This window comes from Sphaerotilus microaerophilus (genome assembly GCF_023734135.1).
Lineage (GTDB): Bacteria > Pseudomonadota > Gammaproteobacteria > Burkholderiales > Burkholderiaceae_C > Sphaerotilus > Sphaerotilus microaerophilus.
In genome coordinates, this window is record NZ_AP025730.1 from 5103952 (window position 1) to 5124910 (window position 20959).

Here is a 20959-nt window from a genome sequence, read left to right on the forward strand (position 1 = left end):
GTTCAGGACAGGTGGGCGATCAGGCCGCCCCAGGGCGCCAATTCGATGCCCTCGGCATCGGCACGGCCGCCGACGACGCCGCTGGCGCTGCACAGGCTGGCCACCCAGAGGTTGGCGGGCAGCTCCAGGCGGGCCGGGCGGTCGCTGAAGTTGTAGGCGCACAGCAGGCGCTGGCCAGGCAGGCCCGCCTTGGTGGCTTCCTCGCGCACGAAGGCGAAGACCTGGGCGTGTGCCGGCAGCAGCGTCTGCGTGCCGGCGATGAGCGCCGGCTGCTGGCGGCGCCAGCGCAGCAGCCGGCGGTAGAAGTGCAGCAGCGACTGCGCATCGGCCTCCTGGCGGTCGGCGGCCAGCGCACGGTGCGACTCGGCCAACGGCAGCCAGGGCCGGGTCGCGCCGCTGCCGAAGCCCAGGTCGGCCGCCTCGGCCACCCAGGGCATCGGCGTGCGGCAGCCGTCGCGGCCCTTGAAGTCGGGCCACATCTCGATGCCGTAGGGGTCGTGCAAGTCCTCGTAGGCGATGTCCGCCTCGGGCAGGCCCAGCTCGTCGCCCTGGTAGAGGCAGGGCGAGCCGCGCAGCGTCAGCTGCAGCGCCGCGGCGATGCGCAGCAGGCCGGGTGCCGCCGCGCCGCCTTCGCCCCAGCGGCTGGCCACGCGGGTCACGTCGTGGTTCGACAGCGCCCAGCACGGCCAGCCGCTGCCGATCACCTGCTCGACGCGGGTCATCAAGGCGTGCAGGAAGGGCGCGTCGTGCGGCTGGCCGAGCAGGTCGAAGCAATAGGCCATGTGCAGCTTGTCTGCGTCGCTGGTGTACTCCGCCATGCGCGCCAGGCCGTCGTCATCCCCGATCTCGCCCACCATCGTGGTGTTCGGGTACTGGTCGAGCAGGGCGCGCAGGCGCTGCAGGAAGGCCAGGTTCTCCGGCTGGCTCTTGTCGTGGCGGTGCCACTGCCAGGCGTAGGGGTTGAGCGGGTTGACGGCCGGATCCTCGCCGGTCGGCCGGCCGCGCGGCGGGTTGTCGCGCAGCTGGGCGTCGTGGAAGTAGAAGTTGGCGGTGTCCAGGCGGTAGCCGTCCACGCCGAGGTCGAGCCAGAACTTCACCGTGGCGAGCAGGGCGCCCTGGACCTCCGGGTTGTGGAAGTTCAGGTCCGGCTGGCTGGTCAGGAAGTTGTGCAGGTAGTACTGGCAGCGCCGCGTGTCCCAGTGCCAGGCGCTGCCGCCGAAGATGGAGAGCCAGTTGTTGGGCGGGGTGCCGTCGGCCTTGGGGTCGGCCCAGACGTACCAGTCGGCGCGCGGGTTGTCGCGGCTGGCACGGCTTTCCTTGAACCAGGGGTGCTGGTCGCTGGTGTGCGAGAGCACCTGGTCGATCATCACCTTCAGGCCCAGGCCGTGGGCGGTGTCGAGCAGCGTGCGGAAGTCGGCCAGCGTCCCGAAGATCGGATCGACGTCGCAGTAGTCGCTGACGTCGTAGCCGTAGTCCTTCATCGGCGAAGTGAAGAAGGGCGACAGCCAGATTGCATCGACGCCCAGTGACGCGACGTAGGGCAGGCGCGCGGTGATGCCGGGCAGGTCGCCGATGCCGTCGCCGTTGCTGTCGGCGAAACTGCGCGGGTAGATCTGGTAGACGACGCCGCCGCGCCACCAGCCGTTGTTGGGTGCTTTCATGTTGCTAGGAATTCCTGTGGGGCGTTCAGCCCTTGACGGCACCGGCGGTCAGGCCGGAGACGATCTTCTTCTGGAAGGCGAGCACGAGGCCGATCAGCGGCAGCGTCACCAGCACGGAGGCGGCCATGATCTTTCCCCAGGGGATCTCGTACTTGCTGGCGCCGCTGATCAGCGAGATCGACACCGGCACGGTGCGCTCGTTGTTGTCGATCACGAAGGTCAGCGCAAAGAGAAACTCGTTCCAGGCCGCGATGAAGGCCAGCAGCCCGGTGGACACCAAGGCGGGCCACAGCAGGGGCATGAAGACCTCCCAGATGATGCGCCAGGGACCGCAGCCGTCCATGATCGCAGCCTCCTCCAGCTCCTTGGGCAGCTGCTTCATGAAGGTGGTCAGCACCCAGACGGTGAAGGGCAGCGTGAAGATCAGGTAGGGCAGCACCAGGCCGAGCGACTGGTTGTACAGGCCGAGCGCGCGGATCATCTCGAACATGCCGGCCAGCACCGCCACCTGCGGGAACATCGACACGCTCAGGATCGTGGCCAGCAGCAGGCCGCGGCCCTTGAAGCTGATGCGCCCGAGGGCATAGGCGGCCGTCACGCCCAGGAAGATCGACAGCGCCACCACCGACACCGACACGAGGATCGAGTTGACGATGTGCCGCCCGAAGGGCTGCTCGGCCACGGTGAACAGCTCGACGTAGTTGCGCAGCGTCGGACTGGCCGGTGCCAGGCTGGTGGAGAACAGGTCCGCACCGGTCTTCAGTGAGGTCGAGATGGCGTAGAAGAAGGGGAACACCGACTCCAGCGTGACCAGCGCGGCCAGCAGGTAGAGCACGATGTTGCCCAGGCGCGGGCGTGATGCGATGGGGTTCATGCGTCCTCCGACAGCTTCATGCGCGCCAGGCGCATGCACACGATGGTGGCCGCTCCGATGATCAGGAACAGCGCCGTGGAGGCGGCCGAGCCGTAGCCCATGTAACCGTTGTCCACCATCTCGCGGCGCACGAAGCCACTCATGCTCATGGTGCTGTTGTTGTTCGAGGTCAGCACGTAGATCAGGTCGAACACGCGCAGCGCGTCCAGCAGCCGGAAGATCACCGCCACCAGCAGCGCCGGGCGGATCAGCGGCAGCGTCACCTTCCAGAACACGCGCAGCGGGTGTACGCCGTCGACCTTGGCGGCCTCGTAGCAGTCGCTGGGCAGGGTCTGCAGGGCCGCCAGGATCAGCAGCGCCATGAAGGGCGTGGTCTTCCACACGTCCACCGCCACCACGGTCCACAGCGCCCAGGCGGGCTCGGCGGTCCAGGCGATCTTGGTGTCGATCAGGCCCCAGCCCTGCAGGATGGCGTTCACGATGCCGAACTGGTCGTGCAGCATCCAGCCCCACATCTTGGCCGAGACGATGGTCGGGATCGCCCAGGGCACCAGCACCGCGGCGCGCACCAGCGTGCGGCCCTTGAACTCCTGGTTCAGCAGCACCGCCACGCCCAGGCCGAACAGCGTCTCCAGCGCCACCGACACCAGCGCGAACTGGAAGGTGTTGCGGATGGACACGCCCCAGTCGCCGGACCAGAAACCCTCGGTGTTGTTGGGGTTGGCGAACAGGCCGTAGTCGCCGACGTAGTTGGTCCAGCCGACGAACTGGGCCGCACCGATGTCGTTGATGTTGGCGTCGGTGAAGCTGAACCAGATCGTGCGCGCCAGTGGCCAGGCGGCCACCAGCAGCAGCGTGATCAGCATCGGTGCCAGGAAGATCCAGGCCGTGCGGGTCCTCGAACTCATCGAACAGGTCTCCTTGGCGCCGCAAAGACCCGGGGGCCGTTGCCCCCGGGATTCACACACTCACCACTTGCCGCGTTTCACTTGGTTGAGCTTGCCTTCGAGCTTCTTCAGGCTGGCCTCGGCGGGCTCCTTGCCGGACAGCACATCGTGGGTAGCGTTCCAGAAGGCGGCGCTGACCTCGTTGTACTTCAGGCCGGTGGCGGTGGAGGGACGTGGCACGGCCGAGGTGAACACGTCGTACAGGTTGCCGAAGAAGGGCACGGCGGCCAGGACGTCCTTGTCCTTGTACAGCGCCGGGAGGGTCGGGTTGAACGAGCCCTTGATCGCGCGCTCCTTCTGGATCTCCTTGGAGGTCAGGTACATCACCAGCTCGGCGGCCAGCTTCTGTTCCTTGGAGTACTTCGACACCGCCAGCTGCCAGCCGCCCAGCGTGGCGGCGTTCTTGCCCCCCTCGCCGCCCTTGGGCAGGGCCGACACGCCGATCTTGTCCTTGATCTTGCTGTCGCCGCCATTGCCCAGGCTCCAGGCATAGGGCCAGTTGCGCATGAAGACGGCGTTGCCGTTCTGGAACACGCCGCGAGCGTCTTCCTCGCCGTAGTTCAGCACGCCGGTCGGGGCGATCGTGCCGATCCACGAGGCCGCCGTGGTCAGCGCCTTGGCCGCCTGCGGGTTGTTGACCGTCACCTTGCCGCTGGCATCCACGATGTTGCCGCCGCCGTAGCTGGTCAGCCACTCGACCGCGTCACAGGTCAGGCCCTCGTAGGCCTTGGCCTGGAAGACGAAGCCCTGCATGTCGGCATTGCCGGCCTTGCGCTCGGCATCCTGGATCTTCTTGGCCGTGGCAGCCAGCTGCTCCCAGGTGGTGGGCGGCTTTTCCCCGTGCTTGTCCAGCAGGTCCTTGCGGTAGTAGAGCAGGCCGGCGTCGGTGAACCAGGGCATCGCGATCAGCTTGCCGTCGGCCGTGTTGTTGGCCACGATCGACGGGAAGTGGTCCTTCTCGACGCCCTTGCTGTAGGGCTTCAGGTCGATCAGGTGGTCCTTGATCATGCCGGGCCAGACCACGTCGACATTGATGATGTCCACGTCGCCGCTCTTGGCCGCGAACATCTGCCGGTAAAGCCCAAGCAGGTCCGTGGTGGACTGCGGCAGGGTGAACAGCTTGACCGTGTGGCCGGTCTTCTTCGCCCACTCCTCGGTGTGACGCTTGCAGAACTCGAAATCCTGGCCCACCGAGCCGCAGGAGATGGTGAGGGTGGCGGCCTGCGCGCCGCTGCTGGTACCCAGCGCGATCAGCGCGCCGGCAACGAGGGGAGTCAGCTTGAACTTCATGGAGATTCTCCAGAGGGGAGGAAAGGCGGTGACAGGTCGGCCGAGGCCCGACAGGCCCTCGGATGCCGACAGTTCATCACGATCGGAAGCGCTTTGAACGCCCATTCAGTGTAGTCCGCAGCGCTGCGCACGTCATGCGGGGTTGTGTGGATGCCGGTTCACCACCAGGCTTCCACCTGCACGCCGTAGCCCAGTCCGCTGCGCTTGTTGGCGTAGGTGGAGACCGGGGTGCCGCAGTCCCGGCCGGTGCAGGCCACGCCGCCCGCCGCTGCGGCCGCATCGTTCCACTTGGCGTAGGTGCCGTAGAAGCGGATCGCCGGGCGCGACCAGATGCTGCGGCCCATCGAGAACTGCGTGCCCGCCGTCAGCTTGGCCAGCGTGCGGGTGTCCTGGCCCTCGGGCTTGACCTGCTGGTAGCCCACCTCGGACATCAGGCTCCAGACGTTGTTGATGTGGTACTGCGGGCGTGCACCGACCCAGATGTCGCGCGTCTTGCTGCCGTTGACCTCGGACTGGCGCAGGCCGGCGGTCATCGAGGCGGTCAGCGGCGAGCCCTGCGGCTCGATCACCCACTGGTCGGCCAGCATCCACTCCTTGCGCGAGTCGTTGCTGGCCACGATGGCAAAGCCCTTCAGCGCGGTGGCGTCCTTGGTGTACTGCGCGATCACGGTATTGAACCCACCCAGGCCGAAGACGTTGTCCTGCGTGTGGGCGGCCGTCAGTCCGAAGCCGTTCTTGCCCGTCTGGCCGCCATCGGCCAGCGCCGCGTCGTCGCGGTTGTCCTTGACCACCAGGTTGACGCCCACCGTCAGCTTGCCGCCGGGGTTGACGGCGACGTCCTGCAGGCGCAGGTCATGCGAGGTCGCGGCACGGGCACCGCCGTCGACGATGCCCGGCTGGTACTGGCCCACCGACTTGCTCGACGACCAATCGGCCTGGCCGGCGCGCAGGTAGGCGTAGGACAGCTTGCCGATGCCCACGTCGACGTTGTCCAGGCCCCAGCCCGGGCTCTGCGCCGGTTCCCAGTAGGCGTAGTCCAGCATGTGGATGTCGGGGTTCTTGTAGAAGCGCTTGCCCGCCCAGAGCGTGGCGCCCTTCAGGCCGGCGATGCCCATCGCCGCGCCGATGTCCTGCGCCTCGACGAAGGCCTCGCGGAAGGACGGCGTGGTCTGCTCCCAGTTGGCCAGCTGCTGCGTGCCGTAGGCCGTGGTGAACTGGGCCCGGAAGGTCGTGCCGTCCACCTTGCCCAGCTCGGAGGCGAAGGTCAGGCTGCCGTAGGTGTCGCATTCGTTGCCCAGGCGGAACCACACCGCCGAACCTGGCAGGCGGAAGCACAGTTCCTTGCCGCCCTGATCGCTGGACCCACTGCCACTGCGGAAGTAGCCGTGGAAGTCGATCGGGGAAGCCGCCGCGGAGGCGGCGATACCGGCAGCGGCAAGCGCACAGGCGGCGCTGATCAGGGTTCTCATGGGATCTCCTCAGACAGTTCATCGCGGGCACACCGCCCGCACGGCGCATCGAACTCACATCGCCCTGGCGCAGTCCTTTGATGATTTGGACCACAACCAAAGCGCTTTGAAATTTATCCGAAGCGCTTTGAATGACGATCCTGGTTTACCCTGAAACAAACCTCATCTGCATCGAATACATTGATCCAAAGCGCTTCCGAGCCACTTCGGCGCGCCCTGGCAACTGTTTTCCCTGCGCCGGCACGCCAACCACCCTCCGCCGCAGTCAACGACATGCTCACGATCGATCAGCAAACCCACCTGGCGCTTGCCCACACCCGCCACGCCCTGACCCGGCAGATCGGCCGTCAGGCCCGCGGCGCGGCCTGGGAGGCCTTCGACGCCCGCCTGACCCGGCACTTTCCGGCGCTGCTACACGAGCTCGCCAGCGTGTACGGCGAGCGGCCGGACTTTCTCGATGTGCTCGCCCGCGTGCTCGCCACTGCCTGGCAGGGCTGGCGCCAGCGGCCCGCCGACCTGCGCGCACTGGATGCAGCCCGCGAGGCTGAACCGGACTGGTTCCAGTCCGAGCGCATGCTGGGCGGCGTCTGCTATGTGGACCTCTGCGCCGGCAACCTGCGCAGCCTGATGGCCCGGATCCCCTACTTCAAGGAACTGGGGCTGACCTACCTGCACCTGATGCCGCCCTTCAAGTGCCCGGCCGATCGCAGCGATGGCGGCTACGCCGTCAGCAGCTACCGCGAGGTCAACCCGGCCCTGGGCACGATCGACGACCTGCGCGAACTCGCCGCGGCGCTGCGCCGCGAGGGCATCAGCCTGGTGCTGGACTTCATCTTCAACCACACCTCCGACGAGCACGACTGGGCGGTGTCGGCCATCGCGGGCGATCCGGCCTGCCAGGACTTCTACCTGATCTTCCCGGACCGCAGGCTGCCTGACGCCTACGACCGGACGGTGCGCGAGATCTTCCCGGACCAGCATCCGGGCGCCTTCACGCAGTTGAGCGACGGGCGCTGGATCTGGACCACCTTCAACAGCTTCCAGTGGGACCTGAACTACGCCAACCCGGCAGTGTTCGCCGCCATGGCCGGCGAGATGCTGGCGATCGCCAACCTGGGCGCCGAGATCCTGCGCATGGACGCGGTGGCCTTCATCTGGAAGCAGCTGGGCACCGACTGCGAGAACCTGCCGCAGGCGCACGCGCTGATCCGCGCCTTCAACGCGGTGTGCCGCATCGCCGCCCCGGGGCTGCTGTTCAAGTCCGAGGCCATCGTCCACCCGGACCAGGTGGTCAAGTACATCGCCCCAGAGGAGTGCCAGATCTCCTACAACCCGCTGCAGATGGCGCTGCTGTGGAACACGCTCGCCACCCGCGAGGTGAACCTGCTGCAGCAGGCACTGGAGGAGCGCCACGCACTGCCCGCGGGCACCGCCTGGGTCAACTACGTGCGCAGCCACGACGACATCGGCTGGACCTTCGCCGACGAGGACGCCATCCGCGAAGGCATCCAGGGCTTCGACCACCGCCAGTTCCTGAACCGCTTCTACGTCAACCGCTTTCCGGGCAGCTTCGCGCGCGGCGTGCCCTTCCAGGACAACCCGGCCACCGGTGACTGCCGCATCAGCGGCACCTGTGCCTCGTTGGCCGGGCTCGAACAGGGCGACACCCACGCGGTGGCGCGCATCCTGCTGCTGCACGGCGTGGCCCTGAGCACGGGCGGCATCCCGCTGATCTACCTGGGCGACGAAGTGGGCACCCTCAACGACCCGACCTACCTGGACGACCCAGCCAAGGCCAGTGACAGCCGCTGGGTGCACCGCCCACGCCGCGCCGAGGCGCTCCACGCGCAGCGCAGCGACCCCGCCACGCCCGCGGGGCGGATCTACCAGGGGCTGCGCCGGATGATCGAGCAGCGGCGATCCTGCCCGGCCTTCACGGGCGGGACGTTGACCGGCTTTCGCAGCCGCAACCCTGGCGTCCTGGGCTACACCCGCACGCGGCTGGGCCAGCAGGTGCTGGTGCTGGCCAACTTCAGCGAGTTCGGCCAGCACTGCCCGGCCGAAGTCTTCGCCACCCAGCCGGCCAGTGCCTTCGACCTGCTCGGTGCGCGGCAGCGGCCGCTGCGCGAGGGACTGACACTGGCCCCCTACGAGTTGCTGTGGCTGGACTGCAGCGATCGCCCCGACTGAGGTCGAGGCCGCGGGCCCATGCTGTCAGAACCGCCATGCATGGCGCAGCTGCACGAAGTTCTCCCCCGGGTTGGGCTTGCGGATGCTGGCATTCGAGAAGTGCTCGAAGCGCAGCGACACATCGTGCTGTCGCCCCGCGCCGAAGGTGCAGCCCCAGGCCAGGTGGTCGCCGAAGTTGAACCAGGTGCTGAAACGCCGATCGGCGCTGCGGCACACCGGCATGATGAGGTTCAGCCCGATGCCGCCTTCCAGGTGGGTGCCGGTGGCCGGGTTGCTGCCGCCCGGCCACCAGCGCCGCACCGGCGTGAGGCCGATCTGGGCCAAGCCACCGCTATCCTGTCCGTCGCACCAACGGGTGGAGGACCCAGGCCGCGGCACTCAACTCCCAGTGCCCGCCCAATGCCCGCCCAATGCCCGCCCGTGATCTGCCGCGGCCCGATGAAGCCGCCACGGATCGACCAGGCGTTGTGAATCCAACGTTCCGTCGACGCACAAGCGCGGGCCTGGACTCAGCCGCCTTGCGCCGCGCTGGCACGGCGAGCCTGCCACTGGCTGGGCGCAACACCATGGCGGGCCCGGAAGCTGCGGATGAAGTAGCTGTGGCTGGCGTAGCCGCAGGCCCAGGCCACCTCCTTGCCGGCCAGGCGGCCTTCGGCGAGCAGGCTGGCGGCCCGCTCCAGGCGCAGCCGGTTGATGCAGGCCACCAGGTGCTCGCCGGTGCTGCGGCGAAACAGGTGCGACAGGTAGTCCGCCGTGCAGCCCGACTGCTGTGCCAGCGAGCGCACGCTCAGCGCCTGGTCGCCCAGCTGGTTGCGGATCAGCACGCGCAGGCGGGCCACCAGCGGCGGCTCGCCGGGGTCGTCGGCGGCCGGCTCTTCCAGTGCGCGCAGCACCCCGACCAGGGCGGCGGTGACCAGGGCGCGCTGCTGGGCCGCGGCCCACGCGGGCACAGCCGTGCCGCTGGGGGCCCGCCCGATGTCCAGCGCGTCGCCAAGCCAGGCGAGCACGTGCGGCGCCTGGGGATGCCGGCGCGCCTCCAGGTGCAGGACGCCAGGCAACCCCGGCCGCAACTCGTGCGCCAGGTGGCAGCTCAGCACGCCGGCCTCGGCGTAGATCACCAGGTTGCGGAAGGGCTCGCCCGCCGCACCCGCCTGCACCCGTTCGGCGTGCAGCAGCTGGGGCGGCAACAGCAGCAGCTCGCCCGGCCCGAGACAGCGCTCGCCACCGGGAAACTGAAACTGCGTGCTGCCACTCACCTGGACGAACAGCTCCGGCGCCAGGTGGAAATGCCCCTGCGCCCGCTGCGTCGCATCCGCTGGCGGCCCCAGCCACATCGGCCACTGCCCGCTCGCCAACGCCGCCACGGCAGCAGCCAGCGCCTCACGCAGCGCGGCTGCCTGCCCGGGCTGGACGCTGAACACCCAGGGGTCGGCCCCGGCAGCCAGGTCCAGATCGGGGCGCTCCGGGCATCCCAGCTGATCCAGGTTTTTTTGCATCGTTCCAAGGATTGTGCCAGCAGCAATGCTTGAGCAGAAGGCCGGTCCGACCCTAAAGTCCCCTTCGTCGCTCGCCATCTCCATAGAGCGAGTCACGTGGCCGGCGCCCTCCCAGCGTGACCGCCCTGCTCTGCCGTCCTCTGTCCCGTGCCCATGATTTCTGCCATCGATGTCCCCACCCTGGCGCCTGCCCCGCCCCTGCGGCAGGCCCGCTGGGCCTGCCGAGCGCAGTTCGCCGCGCTCGGGCTGCTCGCCGGGGCCTGGGGCGTGCACATCCCGTCGGTCAAGCAGGCGTACGAACTGGGCGAGGCGCTTCTCGCCGTCGTGCTGCTGGCGGCCGCAGTTGGCGCGCTGCTGGCGCTGTTCACCGCCGGGCGCGTCATCGCCCAGCTGGGGGTGCAGCGCGCCTGCACGCTGGCGGCCGCAGTGATGGGTGCCATGCTGGCCTCGGTGCTGTGGTGGCCTTCGCTCGCGTGGCTGCTGCCGGCCATGCTGGTGTTCGGCGCTGCGATGAGCCTGTTCGACGTGGCCATCAACACCGAGGGCACCGCGCTGGAGATCCTCTCCGGCCGCGCCGTGATGAGCAACCTGCACGGCATGTTCAGCCTGGGCGCGATGGCCGGCGCCGCGCTCACCGGCGCCCTGCTGCGCGCCGGCATCGCTCCGGCGTTGCAACTCGCGGCCATCGGCGCGGCCGTGGCCGCCCTGGTGGCGCTGGCCGCCCGAGGCATGCTGGCCAGCCACCCCGCCGCGGCGGAGGACGAGCCGCAGGCCCACTTCGCCTGGCCGCGCGGCCTGCTGCTCGTGATCGGGCTGATGATCTTCGCCGGCATGAGCGCCGAGGGCGTGATGTACGACTGGAGCGTGCTCTACCTGAAGCAGGAGGTCGGCCTGACGCAGGACGTGGCCGCCATGGGCTACGCCGCCTTCACCGGAGCGATGGCCGCGGCGCGCTTCGGCGGCGATGCGCTGCGCGCACGGCTGCCCGAGCGCAGCCTGCTGCGCGGCAGCGCCGCCCTGGCCGCCGTGGCGATGGCCGTGGTGCTGCTGAGCGGCCACCCGGTGGTGGCGATGCTGGGCTACGCGCTGGTCGGCGCCGGCCTCGCGCCGGTGGTGCCCATCCTCTACAACGCCGCCACCCGCGTGCCCGGCACGAGCCGCGCCGCCGCCATCGCCGCGGTGTCGTCGATCGGCTACGCCGGCTTCATGATCGGCCCGCCGCTGATCGGCAGCATCGCCCAGGCCGTCTCGCTGACCGCCGCAATGAGCGTGGTGGCGGTGATGGCCGGCCTGCTGGCGGTGGGGGCGCGGCGGGTGGGGTGATGACGCGCGGGGACGCTGGTGGGCGCAGGGCGACGCTTACACTGCGGCGCTCCTGCGAAAGCCCTGCCGATGAAACTCGCCACCTGGAACGTCAACTCCCTGGCCGTGCGCCTGCCGCAGCTGCTGGCCTGGCTGTCCGAACAGCAGCCGGACGTGCTGGTGCTGCAGGAAACCAAGCTCACCGACGACAAGTTCCCCGCCGCCGAGATCGAGGCGGCCGGCTGGCAGGTGGCCTGGTTCGGGCAGAAGACCTACAACGGCGTGGCGCTGCTCAGCCGCGGCAGCGCGCCCGCGGCGGTGGTGAAGAACATCCCCGGCTTTGCGGACGAACAGGCGCGCGTGATCGCCGCCACGGTGGGCAGCCCGCTGGGTGAAGTGCGCGTGGTGGGCGGCTACTTCCCGAACGGTCAGGCGCCGGGCAGCGAAAAGTTCGCCTACAAGATGGGCTGGCTGGAGGCGCTCACCGCCTGGCTGCGCGACGAGCTGGCCGCCAACCCGAGGCTGGTGCTGATGGGCGACTTCAACATCGCGCCGGAGGACCGGGACGTGTACGACCCCGTCGCCTGGGCCGGGCAGATCCACTGCACCGACGAGGAGCGCGCCCACTTCCGCGCCCTGCTGGGGCTGGGGCTGGTGGATGCCTTCCGCCTGTTCGAGCTGCCGCCCAAGAGCTGGAGCTGGTGGGACTACCGCAACCTGGCGTTCCGCAAGAACCAGGGCCTGCGCATCGACCACATCCTGGTCGGCGAGGCGCTGCGCGGCGCGGTGCGGGCCTGCGGCATCGACAAGGCCCCGCGCAAGAACGAGCGTCCGAGTGACCACGCGCCAGTGTGGGTGGAGCTGGCGGGCTGAGGCCGGTCCCGGCACCCAGTCGACCAACCCCTCACCCTGACCCTCTCCAGCAGGGGGAGAAGGGGCAAGGCCCTTCGCTCAAAGCCGCGGCCCGTAGACCGGCAACGCCGCACCCAGTTCGTACGCGCCGGCATCGGGCCTGGTACCGGCGTAGCCGTCGTTGATGCCCGGCAGCACCTGGCCCACGTCGACCGCACCGCCGCCGGCGCGCAAGCGCAGGTCGGGCACCGCGAACAGCGTGGTCGGCAGCGCCGGGAAGGGGATGCTGGCGGCAAACGTCCCCAGGTCGACCTGCACCGCGTTCTTCTCGCTGGTCTGCGCGCGCAGGGCGGCCAGCGTGCTGGTGCGGGTGCTGCCCAGCCAGGCGTCGAAGCTGCCCAGCGTCGAGCCCAGCGCGTCGTAATCCAGCGACGAACTCGCCACGTCCACATAGGCCATGTTGATCACCCGGCCGGTGCCGGAGGAGTAGCCCGCCCAGGTACCGCCCGCACCGCCGATGAAGAGGTTGTTGCGGCTGAGGAGGTGGTAGATCGGCACGCCGGGGTAGGAGGAGAAGGCGTCGCCGTTCTTCACCACCGTGTTGTGCAGCAGCACATCGCCATACGAGGTGTTGTGCAGCTTGAAGGCGACGTAGGCCGCGTTGTAGATCACGTTGCGGATGAACCAGGTCGGCCCGCCCAGGCCGGGCTGGGACGACACGGCGGTGAAGGTGTTGGTGATGCGGTTGCGCATCACGCGGCAGTTGTGGAAGCAGTAGTCGGCCTCGATGGCGTCGTCGGCGGTCTCGCTGATGTCGTTGTTGAGGATGTCGATGCTGTACTGGCGCGAGGCCTCGCTCAGCTCGGTGGTGGAGATGCCATCGCGGAAGCCCCGCACCCGGTTGTTCATCACCACGTGGCCGGGGCCGTTGACCAGGATGCCCTCGCCGCGGTTGTTGCCGTTGGTGCCGTAGGCGGCCTCATTCCAGGCCGTCGTGCCGACCACGGTGTTGTCGGCGATGTAGCAGTCCTCCGACGGACTGAGCATCACGATGCCGTTGCCGTCGTTGACGCTGGCCTGGGCGTTGACGGTGTTGCCGACCACGGCGATGCCCAGCGACTGGTTGATGCGGATGCGGCCGTTGACGGTGAGCCCGCGCAGCTGCAGGTGCTGGCGGCCGATCAGGGTGAGGTCACCGCTGATGACCACGCTGCCCGCGGCAGCGCCGGCGGCGGCGCGGATCACCAGCGGCCGGGCGGCGGTGCCGTCCTTCTCCACCGAGGGCGAGGCGTAGGTGCCCGCGCCCAGCTCCAGGATGTCGCCGGGCTGCGCACCAGCCATCACGCTGTTGAAGGTGGCCGGCGTGACGGCCTTGATCGTGCCGCCGGCCAGCGGCTGGGGCACCGCCCGGGTGGCCACGGTGACGCTACGAGTTGCCGAGCCGCCATCAGGATCCACGAGGCTGAGTTCGACCTCGTAGCTCGTGCCGGGTTGCAGGTCGAACACGCTGCCGGAGTGGCGCGTGGCCCAGCTGAAGCCCCCTGCGCTGCCGGCGGCCACACGGCGCAGCGGCGCGCCGGTGGACCAGCTGCTGCTGCCCACCGGGCGGTGGCGCACGTTGACCACCGCGTTGGCGTTGGCGTCGCCGGTGAAGGCCCACTCCACCGTCAGGTTCTGCAGCGTCGGGTTGGGCGTGGTGACCGCACCGGCGACCGACGTATCGGCCGGGTCGGACGAGGGCGGCGGCGGGGGCGTGGGGGACGGGCCCGGGGATGGACCTGGGGATGGGGATGGACCTGGGGATGGGGCGGGACCTGGGGATGGTGTCGGCGAGGGGCTCGGCGTGGGCGCGGGATCGGCCGGCGCATCGGCCGATCCCCCACCGCCGCCACAGGCCGCCAGCGTGACCAGCACAGCCGCCTGGGTAGCGATGAAGAGCCCGCGCAACGCCTGCAGGCGGGGCGAGGGGGGTGGCGGTGGCGTCATGGGGCAGCCCATGTGCAGGTCCTCAGATCCGCGGCCCGTAGACCGGCAGCGCCGTGCCGTACTCGTAGGCGCCGGCATCGGGCTTGGTGCCGGTGAAGCCGTCGTTGATGCCCGGCAGCACCTGGCCGACGTCGGTGGCGCCGCCGCCGGCACGCAGGCGCAGGTCGGGCGCGGTGAACTGCGTCATCGCCGCGGCGGGGAAGGCGACGGTGGCGGCAAAGGCCGTCAGCCCCACCTGCACCGCGTTCTTCTCGGTGGTCTTGGCGCGCAGGTCGGCCAGGGTCGAGGTGCGCAGGCTGCCTACCTGGGCGTTGAAGGTGCCGAGCGTGGAGCCGAGCGCGTCGTAGTCGATCGACGAGGAGGCGGTGTCCAGGTAGTACTGGTCGATCACCCGGCCGCTGCCCGAGGAGTAGCCGCCCCAGGTGCCGCCCGGCCCGCCGATGAAAAGGTTGTTGCGCGACAAGAGGTTGTAGATGGGTACGCCCGGGTAGGCGCCGAAGGCATCGCCGTTCTTGACGATGGTGTTGTGCAGCAGCACGTCGCCGTAGCTGGTGCGGTAGAGCTTGAAGCCCACGTGCGCCACGTTGTAGGCCACGTTGCGGATGAACCAGGTCGGCCCGCCCAGCCCCGGCTGCGAGGACATCGCGATGAAGGTGTTGGTCAGCCGGTTGCGCATGATGCGGCAGTTGTGGTGGCAGAAGTCCGCCTCGATCGCGTCGTCGGCCGTCTCGCTGATGTCGTTGTTCAGCACGTCGATGCTGTACTGCTTGACCGCCTCCGTGCCCTCCAAAAAGGAGATGCCGTCGCGGAAGCCCTTGACGCGGTTGTTCATGATCACGTGGCCCGGACCGCTCACCAGGATGCCCTCGCCCCAGTTGTCGCCGTTCACGCCGAGCGAGCTGTTGGCCCAGACCGTCGTGCCGTTGACGGTGTTGTCGGCGATGTAGGCATTCTCGGAGGCGTTCCAGGTGACGATGCCATCGCCGTCGCCCACGCTGCGCTGCGCATTGACGGTGTTGCCGACGATCGCCACCCCCAGCGAGGAATTGAAGCGGATGCGCCCGTTCACCGTCAGCCCGCGGATCTGCACGTACTTGCGGCTGATCAGCGAGAGCTCGCCGTTGACGATCACGCTGCCCTTGGCCAGGCCGGTCTTGGGCCGCACGACGATCGGCTTGGCCTCGGTACCGTCCTTGGTCAGCGAGAAGGCGGCGTAGCTGCCGGCAGCCAGCTCGATGATGTCGCCCGGCACGGCCGCGGCCAGCACCGTCTTGTAGTTGGCCGTGGTGGCGGCCTTGATCGGCGCGCCCGCCATCGGCTGCGGCACGGCACGGGTGGCCACCGTGACGGTGCGGGTGGTGGAGCCGCCGTCGGCATCGACCAGCGCCAACTCCAGGTCATAGCTGGTGCCGGGCTGCAGGTCGAACACGCTGCCCGAGTGGCGCGTGGCCCAGCTGAAACCCGAGGTGCTGGCTGCCTGGATGCGCCGCAGCGGCGCACCGACCGTCCAGGCGGTGGTACCGGTCTTCCGGTAGCGCACGTTCACGACAGCGCTCTTGTTGGCGTCGCCGGTGAAGGCCCACTCGACGGTGAGGTTCTGCAGCGTCGGATTGGGCAGGGTGATGGTGCCGGGCACCGAGACGTAGGCCGGGTCGACCGCCAGGGCGCTCATCGTGCCGCCGGTGTCAGCCGAGGTGGCGGTGGAACCGGTGGTGTCGGCGGCCACGGTGAGCTGGGCGGTGTCCGATTCCGCCGCAGCGGCGTCGCGGCCGCTGCCGTAGTCCTCGGCAGTGGCGCGGCTGTCATCGGCCGGTGCGTTGGCGGTGGTCGCGGTGGTCGGCGCATCGGCCTCGGCCGTGGAGTCCGTGCCCCCACCGCAGGCAGCCAGCGAGGCCAGCGCCCCCACCAGGGCCAGTTGGAGGAGCCCCAGGCGAGGGCGGGTGGAAGAAGCAAGGGCGATCGGATGCATGGGGTACTGCCTCGGGTTGCGGTCGATGGGGCCATTGTTCGCAGCCGTTCGCCGCGTACGGGTATCGAGCTGCAAGGTGACATCCCCTTACGTCCCTGCACCCAGGCCCGACCGAACCCAACGGCGGGGAGCCCGCTCCGTGCGCTGCTGCACACTCTTTGCCCGCACGGTGGCCCGTGCTGCGCCACGGCATCGCCAACCGGACCGCCAGGCACCCGGGTGACAGCCGGCCGGTGGGCGGTTGCGTTACAACTGGTCCCACGCTCCGGCAACATGCCGATGCAATCGCCAGCACCGCCGAAACATCCGACACACCCTCCGCAGCCCATGACCGCAGCCCTGTTCTCGCCCTTCCACAGCACCCACCTGGACCTGCCGCACCGTGTGGTGATGGCACCGCTCACCCGCAACCGCGCGCCCGGCCAGGTGCCGAACGAGGCGATGGTCGAGTACTACCGCCAGCGCGCCAACCCGGACAGCGGCGCAGCGCTGATCGTCAGCGAGGGCACGCCGATCAGCCCGCTGGCGCATGGCTACCTCGACACCCCGGGGATCTACACGCCCGAGCAGGTGGCCGGCTGGCGCCGCGTCACCGATGCGGTGCACGCCGAGGGCGGCAAGATCGTGACGCAGATCTGGCACGTGGGCCGCATCTCCCACAGCTCGCTGCTGCCCGGCGGCGCCCAGCCGGTGTCCGCCACCGCCCGGGCGGCCCAGAGCAAGACCTACATCGCCGGCGGCTTTGCCGACGTGTCCGCGCCGCGCGCGCTGCGCACCGAAGAGATCGCCGGCATCGTGGCCGACTACGCCCACGCGGCGCGCTGCGCGGTGGAGGCCGGCTTCGACGGTGTCGAGATCCACGGCGCCAACGGCTACCTGGTCGAGCAGTTCCTGCGCGACCGCATCAACGACCGCACCGACGCCTACGGTGGCGCGATCGCCAACCGGGTGCGCTTCCTGGCCGAGGTGATGCAGGCGGTGGTGGGGGCCATCGGCGCCGCGCGCACCGCGATCCGCCTCAGCCCGGTGACCCCCGCCAACGACGCCGCGCTGGACAGCGACCCGCAGGCGCTGTTCAACGCGGTGGGCGACATGCTCGGCGAGCTGGGCCTGCTGTATGTGCACGTCGTCGAGGGCCAGACCGGCGGCGCGCGCGACTACGCCCCCTTCGACTACGCCGCGCTGCGCCAGCGCTGCCGCAGCACCTGGATGGTCAACAACGGCTATGACCTGGCGATGGCCGAGGCGGCGGTGGCCGAGGGCCGCGCCGACCTGGTCGCCTTCGGCAAGGCCTTCATCGCCAACCCCGATCTGACGCTGCGCCTGCGCCAGGGCGCCCCGCTGAACAACGTGAACAGCGACACCCTCTACGGCGGCGGCACGGCCGGCTACCTGGACTACCCACGCTGGCAGCCGGCGGCCTGATTTGTATCCAGCCCGTTGTTCGTGACCCAACGCACGTCCGGGGGATGCAAGCAGGCGTGACAGGTATTACAGTGCGGTTCCGTCGCTGAACGGCCCATAGCGGGCCCGGACCTTGCTTTGAGCCCTCGCCTGACCACCCCTCCCTCGCTTGCCGCCCGTCATCGCCGCCTGCCCTGGCTGGCTCAGCTGACGTTGGCGCTGGTCACGTGGGCCGGGCCGGGCTGGGCGGCGCCCGCCGACGAGGCCTCGGCGGCCCCACCGCCCGCAGCGAACCGCCTGCTCGACGCGCCGGACCCCGAGCCGGTGGTCGAGCCCATCCGCAGCGGCGGCCCGAACAAGCCCTACGCCGTGGGCGACCAGATCTACGTGCCCGACACCGAGGACCGTGCTGACCGTCAGGTCGGCCTGGCCTCCTGGTATGCCCACAAGTTCCACGGCCGGCGCACCGCCAGCGGCGAGGTTTACAACCTCTGGGGCATGACGGCCGCGCACGTCACCCTGCCGATCCCGAGCTACGCCCGCATCCGCAACCCGAAGAACGGCCGCACGGTGATCGTGCGCATCAACGACCGCGGGCCCTTTGCGCACAACCGCGTCATCGACCTGTCCTGGGCGGCGGCGGCCAAGCTCGACCTGCTGCGCAACGTCGGCACCGTCGAGATCGAGCGCATCACCGAAGACGAAATCCGCAGCGGCCGCTGGAAGGCCGGTGCCGATGCGGCCGATGCCCCGGTGACCTACGAGATCGCCGGCGGTGAACGCCTGGGCAACACCAACCTGGCCCAGCTCGCCAGGCTCGGCCCCTTCGCCCCACTCGCCCCGGCCGCCCGCAAGCCGGCCGGCAAGGCCGCCAAGGCAGGCAAGGCCGGCCCGGCGGGTACGCCCGAGCCCACCGGCGCGCCGGACGGGATCCCCGAGGCCACGCTGGCCCTGGCCACCCCCGCCGCAATCACCTCCGCCGCCACCACCACCGCACCGGCCGCAACTCCGGCCGCCGCCAGCGCCGCCCTGAAAACGCTGCGCAGCGAGCGCGCCGGCACCCAGGCCGCACGCGGCTGGTGGCTGCAGCTGGGCGCCTTCAAGAGCCAGGACAGCGCCGACGGCTTCTACCAGCGCCTGGGCGGCCTGCTCAAGGGGCTGGACCCGCTGCTGACCATGTTCCAGGAAACCCAGCAGCACATGGTGCAGGCCGGCCCCTTCGACACCCGCGAGGAAGCCGCCCGCTTCGGCACCCGCCTGCGCGAACTGCTCACCGGCCTGACGCCCACGCTGGTCGAGCGCAAGTGACCTCTGCGCCGTCAGGCGCAACGGGGGTGGTTCAAATCACGATCGGCTCGGGTTCGAGCCGGATGCCGAACCGGCCGTAGACGCTCTCCTGGATCGCCCGCGCCAGCGTCATCACCTCGCCCCCGCGCGCCCCGCCACGGTTGACCAGCACCAGCGCCTGCCGCTCGTACACGCCCGCGGCGCCCACGCTCTTGCCCTTCCAGCCGCAGGCGTCGATCAGCCAGCCGGCCGCCAGCTTGAACTGGCCGTCCGCCATCGGGTAGTGCACCAGGTGCGGGTCGCGCGCGATGATGTCGCGGCACTGCTCGGGCGTGACCACCGGGTTCTTGAAGAAGCTGCCGGCGTTGCCGATCACCGCCGGGTCGGGCAGCTTGGCACGGCGGATCTCGCAGACCCAGTCGAACACCTGCCGCGCGCTCGGCAGCCGACCCTCGATGAAGCCGGCGTCCTCGCACTTGCGCTGCAGGTCCAGGTACTCCAGCACCGGCCGCCAGGGCCGCGGCAGGCGCAGGCGCACCCGCGTGATCACGCTCTTGCCGGCCAGGTCCTGCTTGAACACGCTGTCGCGGTAGCCGAATCGGCAGCGCATGCGGTCCAGCGTGATCGCCCGGCCCGAGACCAGGTCCACCGCGTCGAGCGAATCGAAGCGGTCCGCCAGCTCCAGCCCGTAGGCGCCGATGTTCTGCACCGGCGCTGCGCCCACCGTGCCGGGGATCAGCGCCAGGTTCTCCAGCCCGCCCAGGCCCTGGTCGAGCGTCCAGGCCACCAGGTCGTGCCAGCGCTCGCCCGCCCCGGCCTCGACGATCACCGCGTCGGCGCGCTCTTCCACGATGCGCAGGCCGCGGATCTCCACCTTCAGCACGGTGGCCGCCAGGTCGCGGGTGAACACGATGTTGCTGCCGCCGCCCAGGATGAACTTGGGCGAGCGGCCCAGCTCGGGGTGGTCGACGACGCGGCGCACGTCGGCCGCCTCCTCGATGTGCACGAGGGTGGCCGCCACCGCGGGCAGGCCGAAGGTGTTGCAGTCCTGGAGATTAACGCCGGTTTCGATGCGCATGGCAGAATTTTCACCGATCCCACACCAAGCCCCTCCAGGGCAGAGAGCCGCACCATGCCCAGCTTCGACACCGTCCTCGAACCCAACCTCGTCGAGGTCAAGAACGCCATCGATCAGTCCAACAAAGAAATCGGCACCCGCTTCGACTTCAAGGGCAGCGACGCCCGCATCGAGCAGAAGGACAAGGAGCTGACGCTGCATGCCGACAACGACTTCCAGCTCCAGCAGGTCACCGACATCCTGCTGGCCAAGATGAGCAAGCGCGGCGTGGACATCCGCTTCCTGGACACCAGCGCCAAGCCCGAGAAGATGAGCCACGACAAGCTCAAGCAGAAGGTGATCGTCAAGGCCGGCATCGAGAGCGACGTGGCCAAGAAGATCCAGAAGGCCATCAAGGACAGCAAGATGAAGGTCCAGGCCAGCATCCAGGGCGACACCGTGCGCGTCACCGGCGCCAAGCGCGACGACCTGCAGGCCGCGATGGCGCTGCTGAAGAAGGAGATCGACGACATGCCGCTGAGCTTCAACAACTTCAGGGATTGAGGGGCGGAAGCTCTTCGCCGAAAAAATCCTGCCGGAAGCGCCCGATCTGGTGCATGCGCTCGTGCAGGATCGTCACGATGCCGATGTCGCCGTCCGACAGCCACTTCCAGTACATGAAGTGGCGCTCGTAGCGAAAGAAGAAACCTTCCACGCCGAACTCCGCCGGCACGGGCCGAGAGGCCACGCCACGGGACTCGATGCGCTCGAAGGCCTCGAACAGCCCAGTGATGTAGCGCTCGGCTTGGGCGTCTCCCCAGCGATCACGCGTGTAGCGATAGATCTCATCCAGCCGCCAGGACGCCGCCTCCTGGATACGGATCGCCGGCATCGCTCAAGCCCCTTTCGGGCCTGAGCGGGCGTTGCGCGCCAGCACATCCGCAGCCGTCAAGGGTCGGTAAGCGGACTCCGGTGCGGCAAAGGCGTGGGCCAGTTCGGCCCGCAGCCGCTCGAAGTTCGCTTGCTCGGAGCGCTCCATGTCACGCCGGATGAGGTCGCGCAGGTACTCGCTCACGTTGTCGTAGGCGCCGTTTTCACTCACATTGGCAGCGACAAAGTCGCTGAGCGTGGCGTTGAGGCGCACGGTCATCGTGGTGGTCTGGGTCATGGCGGAG

General features: G+C 69.4%; 18 protein-coding genes. 6 read left to right on the forward strand and 12 right to left on the reverse strand.

Features of this window, described 5'->3' with window-relative positions; translation table 11 throughout:
• Nucleotides 1–2: 2 nt before the first annotated feature.
• From NGK70_RS21875 to NGK70_RS21895, 5 genes are all read right to left on the reverse strand, one after another.
• Nucleotides 3–1661, reverse strand: coding sequence for an alpha-glucosidase (locus tag NGK70_RS21875; protein ID WP_251970576.1), 1659 nt, complete (start codon nucleotides 1659–1661; stop codon nucleotides 3–5).
• Between the two features lie 25 nt (nucleotides 1662–1686).
• The gene (locus tag NGK70_RS21880; protein ID WP_251970577.1) at nucleotides 1687–2535 is read right to left on the reverse strand and encodes a carbohydrate ABC transporter permease; all 849 of its coding nucleotides are present in this window, start codon (nucleotides 2533–2535) and stop codon (nucleotides 1687–1689) included.
• Nucleotides 2532–3443: a carbohydrate ABC transporter permease gene (locus tag NGK70_RS21885; RefSeq protein ID WP_251970578.1), complete on the reverse strand. Its 912-nt coding sequence runs from the start codon at nucleotides 3441–3443 to the stop codon at nucleotides 2532–2534. The genes NGK70_RS21880 and NGK70_RS21885 overlap by 4 nt, the downstream gene beginning before the upstream one ends.
• 60 nt (nucleotides 3444–3503) lie before the next feature.
• A complete protein-coding gene (locus tag NGK70_RS21890) occupies nucleotides 3504–4772 on the reverse strand; it encodes an ABC transporter substrate-binding protein (protein ID WP_251970579.1) in 1269 nt (422 codons plus the stop codon).
• A 158-nt stretch (nucleotides 4773–4930) separates the two neighbouring features.
• Nucleotides 4931–6241: a maltoporin gene (locus NGK70_RS21895; RefSeq protein WP_251970580.1), complete on the reverse strand. Its 1311-nt coding sequence runs from the start codon at nucleotides 6239–6241 to the stop codon at nucleotides 4931–4933.
• 273 nt (nucleotides 6242–6514) lie between these two features.
• Between NGK70_RS21895 and NGK70_RS21900 the strand changes: the two genes are divergently transcribed.
• Nucleotides 6515–8431 carry an amylosucrase gene (locus tag NGK70_RS21900; protein ID WP_251970581.1) on the forward strand — a complete coding sequence of 639 codons (1917 nt, stop codon included), beginning with the start codon at nucleotides 6515–6517 and terminating at the stop codon, nucleotides 8429–8431.
• Between the two features lie 24 nt (nucleotides 8432–8455).
• Here NGK70_RS21900 and NGK70_RS21905 read toward each other — a convergent pair whose 3' ends face one another.
• Together NGK70_RS21905 and NGK70_RS21910 are read right to left on the reverse strand one after the other, a co-directional pair.
• Nucleotides 8456–8755 (reverse strand): acyloxyacyl hydrolase, encoded by a 300-nt coding sequence (locus NGK70_RS21905; RefSeq protein ID WP_251970582.1) that lies wholly within the window; start codon nucleotides 8753–8755, stop codon nucleotides 8456–8458.
• 185 nt (nucleotides 8756–8940) lie between these two features.
• Nucleotides 8941–9927, reverse strand: a complete 987-nt coding sequence (locus NGK70_RS21910; protein ID WP_251970583.1) for a helix-turn-helix domain-containing protein — start codon at nucleotides 9925–9927, stop codon at nucleotides 8941–8943.
• Nucleotides 9928–10080: 153 nt separating this feature from the next.
• On the opposite strand from NGK70_RS21910, the gene NGK70_RS21915 reads away from it, so the two are divergent.
• On the forward strand, nucleotides 10081–11250 hold the full coding sequence (locus NGK70_RS21915) for an MFS transporter (RefSeq protein WP_251970584.1): 1170 nt from the start codon (nucleotides 10081–10083) through the stop codon (nucleotides 11248–11250).
• 69 nt (nucleotides 11251–11319) lie between these two features.
• Nucleotides 11320–12102: an exodeoxyribonuclease III gene (gene xth / locus NGK70_RS21920; RefSeq protein ID WP_251970585.1), complete on the forward strand. Its 783-nt coding sequence runs from the start codon at nucleotides 11320–11322 to the stop codon at nucleotides 12100–12102.
• 78 nt (nucleotides 12103–12180) lie between these two features.
• On the opposite strand, the gene NGK70_RS21925 is transcribed toward xth, so the two are convergent.
• Together NGK70_RS21925 and NGK70_RS21930 are read right to left on the reverse strand one after the other, a co-directional pair.
• Complete coding sequence (locus NGK70_RS21925; RefSeq protein ID WP_251970586.1) at nucleotides 12181–14079, reverse strand: right-handed parallel beta-helix repeat-containing protein; 1899 nt, start codon at nucleotides 14077–14079, stop codon at nucleotides 12181–12183.
• Between the two features lie 10 nt (nucleotides 14080–14089).
• Entirely contained in the window at nucleotides 14090–16036 is a 1947-nt protein-coding gene (locus NGK70_RS21930) for a right-handed parallel beta-helix repeat-containing protein (RefSeq protein WP_251970587.1), read from the reverse strand.
• A 327-nt stretch (nucleotides 16037–16363) separates the two neighbouring features.
• Here NGK70_RS21930 and NGK70_RS21935 point away from each other — a divergent pair, with 327 nt between their 5' ends.
• Together NGK70_RS21935 and NGK70_RS26520 are read left to right on the forward strand one after the other, a co-directional pair.
• Nucleotides 16364–17461: an alkene reductase gene (locus NGK70_RS21935; protein ID WP_251970588.1), complete on the forward strand. Its 1098-nt coding sequence runs from the start codon at nucleotides 16364–16366 to the stop codon at nucleotides 17459–17461.
• Between the two features lie 117 nt (nucleotides 17462–17578).
• A complete protein-coding gene (locus NGK70_RS26520; protein WP_310742550.1) occupies nucleotides 17579–18748 on the forward strand; it encodes a septal ring lytic transglycosylase RlpA family protein in 1170 nt (389 codons plus the stop codon).
• Between the two features lie 31 nt (nucleotides 18749–18779).
• On the opposite strand, the gene murB is transcribed toward NGK70_RS26520, so the two are convergent.
• The gene (gene murB / locus NGK70_RS21950; protein WP_251970589.1) at nucleotides 18780–19805 is read right to left on the reverse strand and encodes a UDP-N-acetylmuramate dehydrogenase; all 1026 of its coding nucleotides are present in this window, start codon (nucleotides 19803–19805) and stop codon (nucleotides 18780–18782) included.
• A gap of 54 nt (nucleotides 19806–19859) precedes the next feature.
• Between murB and NGK70_RS21955 the strand changes: the two genes are divergently transcribed.
• Nucleotides 19860–20348, forward strand: coding sequence for a YajQ family cyclic di-GMP-binding protein (locus NGK70_RS21955; protein ID WP_251970590.1), 489 nt, complete (start codon nucleotides 19860–19862; stop codon nucleotides 20346–20348).
• On the opposite strand, the gene NGK70_RS21960 is transcribed toward NGK70_RS21955, so the two are convergent.
• A complete protein-coding gene (locus NGK70_RS21960) occupies nucleotides 20338–20676 on the reverse strand; it encodes a type II toxin-antitoxin system RelE/ParE family toxin (protein WP_251970591.1) in 339 nt (112 codons plus the stop codon). The genes NGK70_RS21955 and NGK70_RS21960 overlap by 11 nt on opposite strands.
• Nucleotides 20677–20679: 3 nt before the next feature.
• Nucleotides 20680–20952: a ribbon-helix-helix domain-containing protein gene (locus NGK70_RS21965; protein WP_251970592.1), complete on the reverse strand. Its 273-nt coding sequence runs from the start codon at nucleotides 20950–20952 to the stop codon at nucleotides 20680–20682.
• Between the last annotated feature and the right edge of the window lie 7 nt (nucleotides 20953–20959).

What these genes read in the sequence shown, in the direction of transcription:
- NGK70_RS21875 (WP_251970576.1), bottom strand. Translation starts at nt 1,661, where the DNA reads ATGAAAGCACCCAACAACGGCTGGTGGCGCGGCGGCGTCGTCTACCAG.
- NGK70_RS21880 (WP_251970577.1), bottom strand. Translation starts at nt 2,535, where the DNA reads ATGAACCCCATCGCATCACGCCCGCGCCTGGGCAACATCGTGCTCTAC.
- NGK70_RS21885 (WP_251970578.1), bottom strand. Translation starts at nt 3,443, where the DNA reads ATGAGTTCGAGGACCCGCACGGCCTGGATCTTCCTGGCACCGATGCTG.
- NGK70_RS21890 (WP_251970579.1), bottom strand. Translation starts at nt 4,772, where the DNA reads ATGAAGTTCAAGCTGACTCCCCTCGTTGCCGGCGCGCTGATCGCGCTG.
- NGK70_RS21895 (WP_251970580.1), bottom strand. Translation starts at nt 6,241, where the DNA reads ATGAGAACCCTGATCAGCGCCGCCTGTGCGCTTGCCGCTGCCGGTATC.
- NGK70_RS21900 (WP_251970581.1), top strand. Translation starts at nt 6,515, where the DNA reads ATGCTCACGATCGATCAGCAAACCCACCTGGCGCTTGCCCACACCCGC.
- NGK70_RS21910 (WP_251970583.1), bottom strand. Translation starts at nt 9,927, where the DNA reads ATGCAAAAAAACCTGGATCAGCTGGGATGCCCGGAGCGCCCCGATCTG.
- NGK70_RS21915 (WP_251970584.1), top strand. Translation starts at nt 10,081, where the DNA reads ATGATTTCTGCCATCGATGTCCCCACCCTGGCGCCTGCCCCGCCCCTG.
- xth (WP_251970585.1), top strand. Translation starts at nt 11,320, where the DNA reads ATGAAACTCGCCACCTGGAACGTCAACTCCCTGGCCGTGCGCCTGCCG.
- NGK70_RS21925 (WP_251970586.1), bottom strand. Translation starts at nt 14,079, where the DNA reads ATGGGCTGCCCCATGACGCCACCGCCACCCCCCTCGCCCCGCCTGCAG.
- NGK70_RS21930 (WP_251970587.1), bottom strand. Translation starts at nt 16,036, where the DNA reads ATGCATCCGATCGCCCTTGCTTCTTCCACCCGCCCTCGCCTGGGGCTC.
- NGK70_RS21935 (WP_251970588.1), top strand. Translation starts at nt 16,364, where the DNA reads ATGACCGCAGCCCTGTTCTCGCCCTTCCACAGCACCCACCTGGACCTG.
- murB (WP_251970589.1), bottom strand. Translation starts at nt 19,805, where the DNA reads ATGCGCATCGAAACCGGCGTTAATCTCCAGGACTGCAACACCTTCGGC.
- NGK70_RS21955 (WP_251970590.1), top strand. Translation starts at nt 19,860, where the DNA reads ATGCCCAGCTTCGACACCGTCCTCGAACCCAACCTCGTCGAGGTCAAG.
- NGK70_RS21960 (WP_251970591.1), bottom strand. Translation starts at nt 20,676, where the DNA reads ATGCCGGCGATCCGTATCCAGGAGGCGGCGTCCTGGCGGCTGGATGAG.
- NGK70_RS21965 (WP_251970592.1), bottom strand. Translation starts at nt 20,952, where the DNA reads ATGACCCAGACCACCACGATGACCGTGCGCCTCAACGCCACGCTCAGC.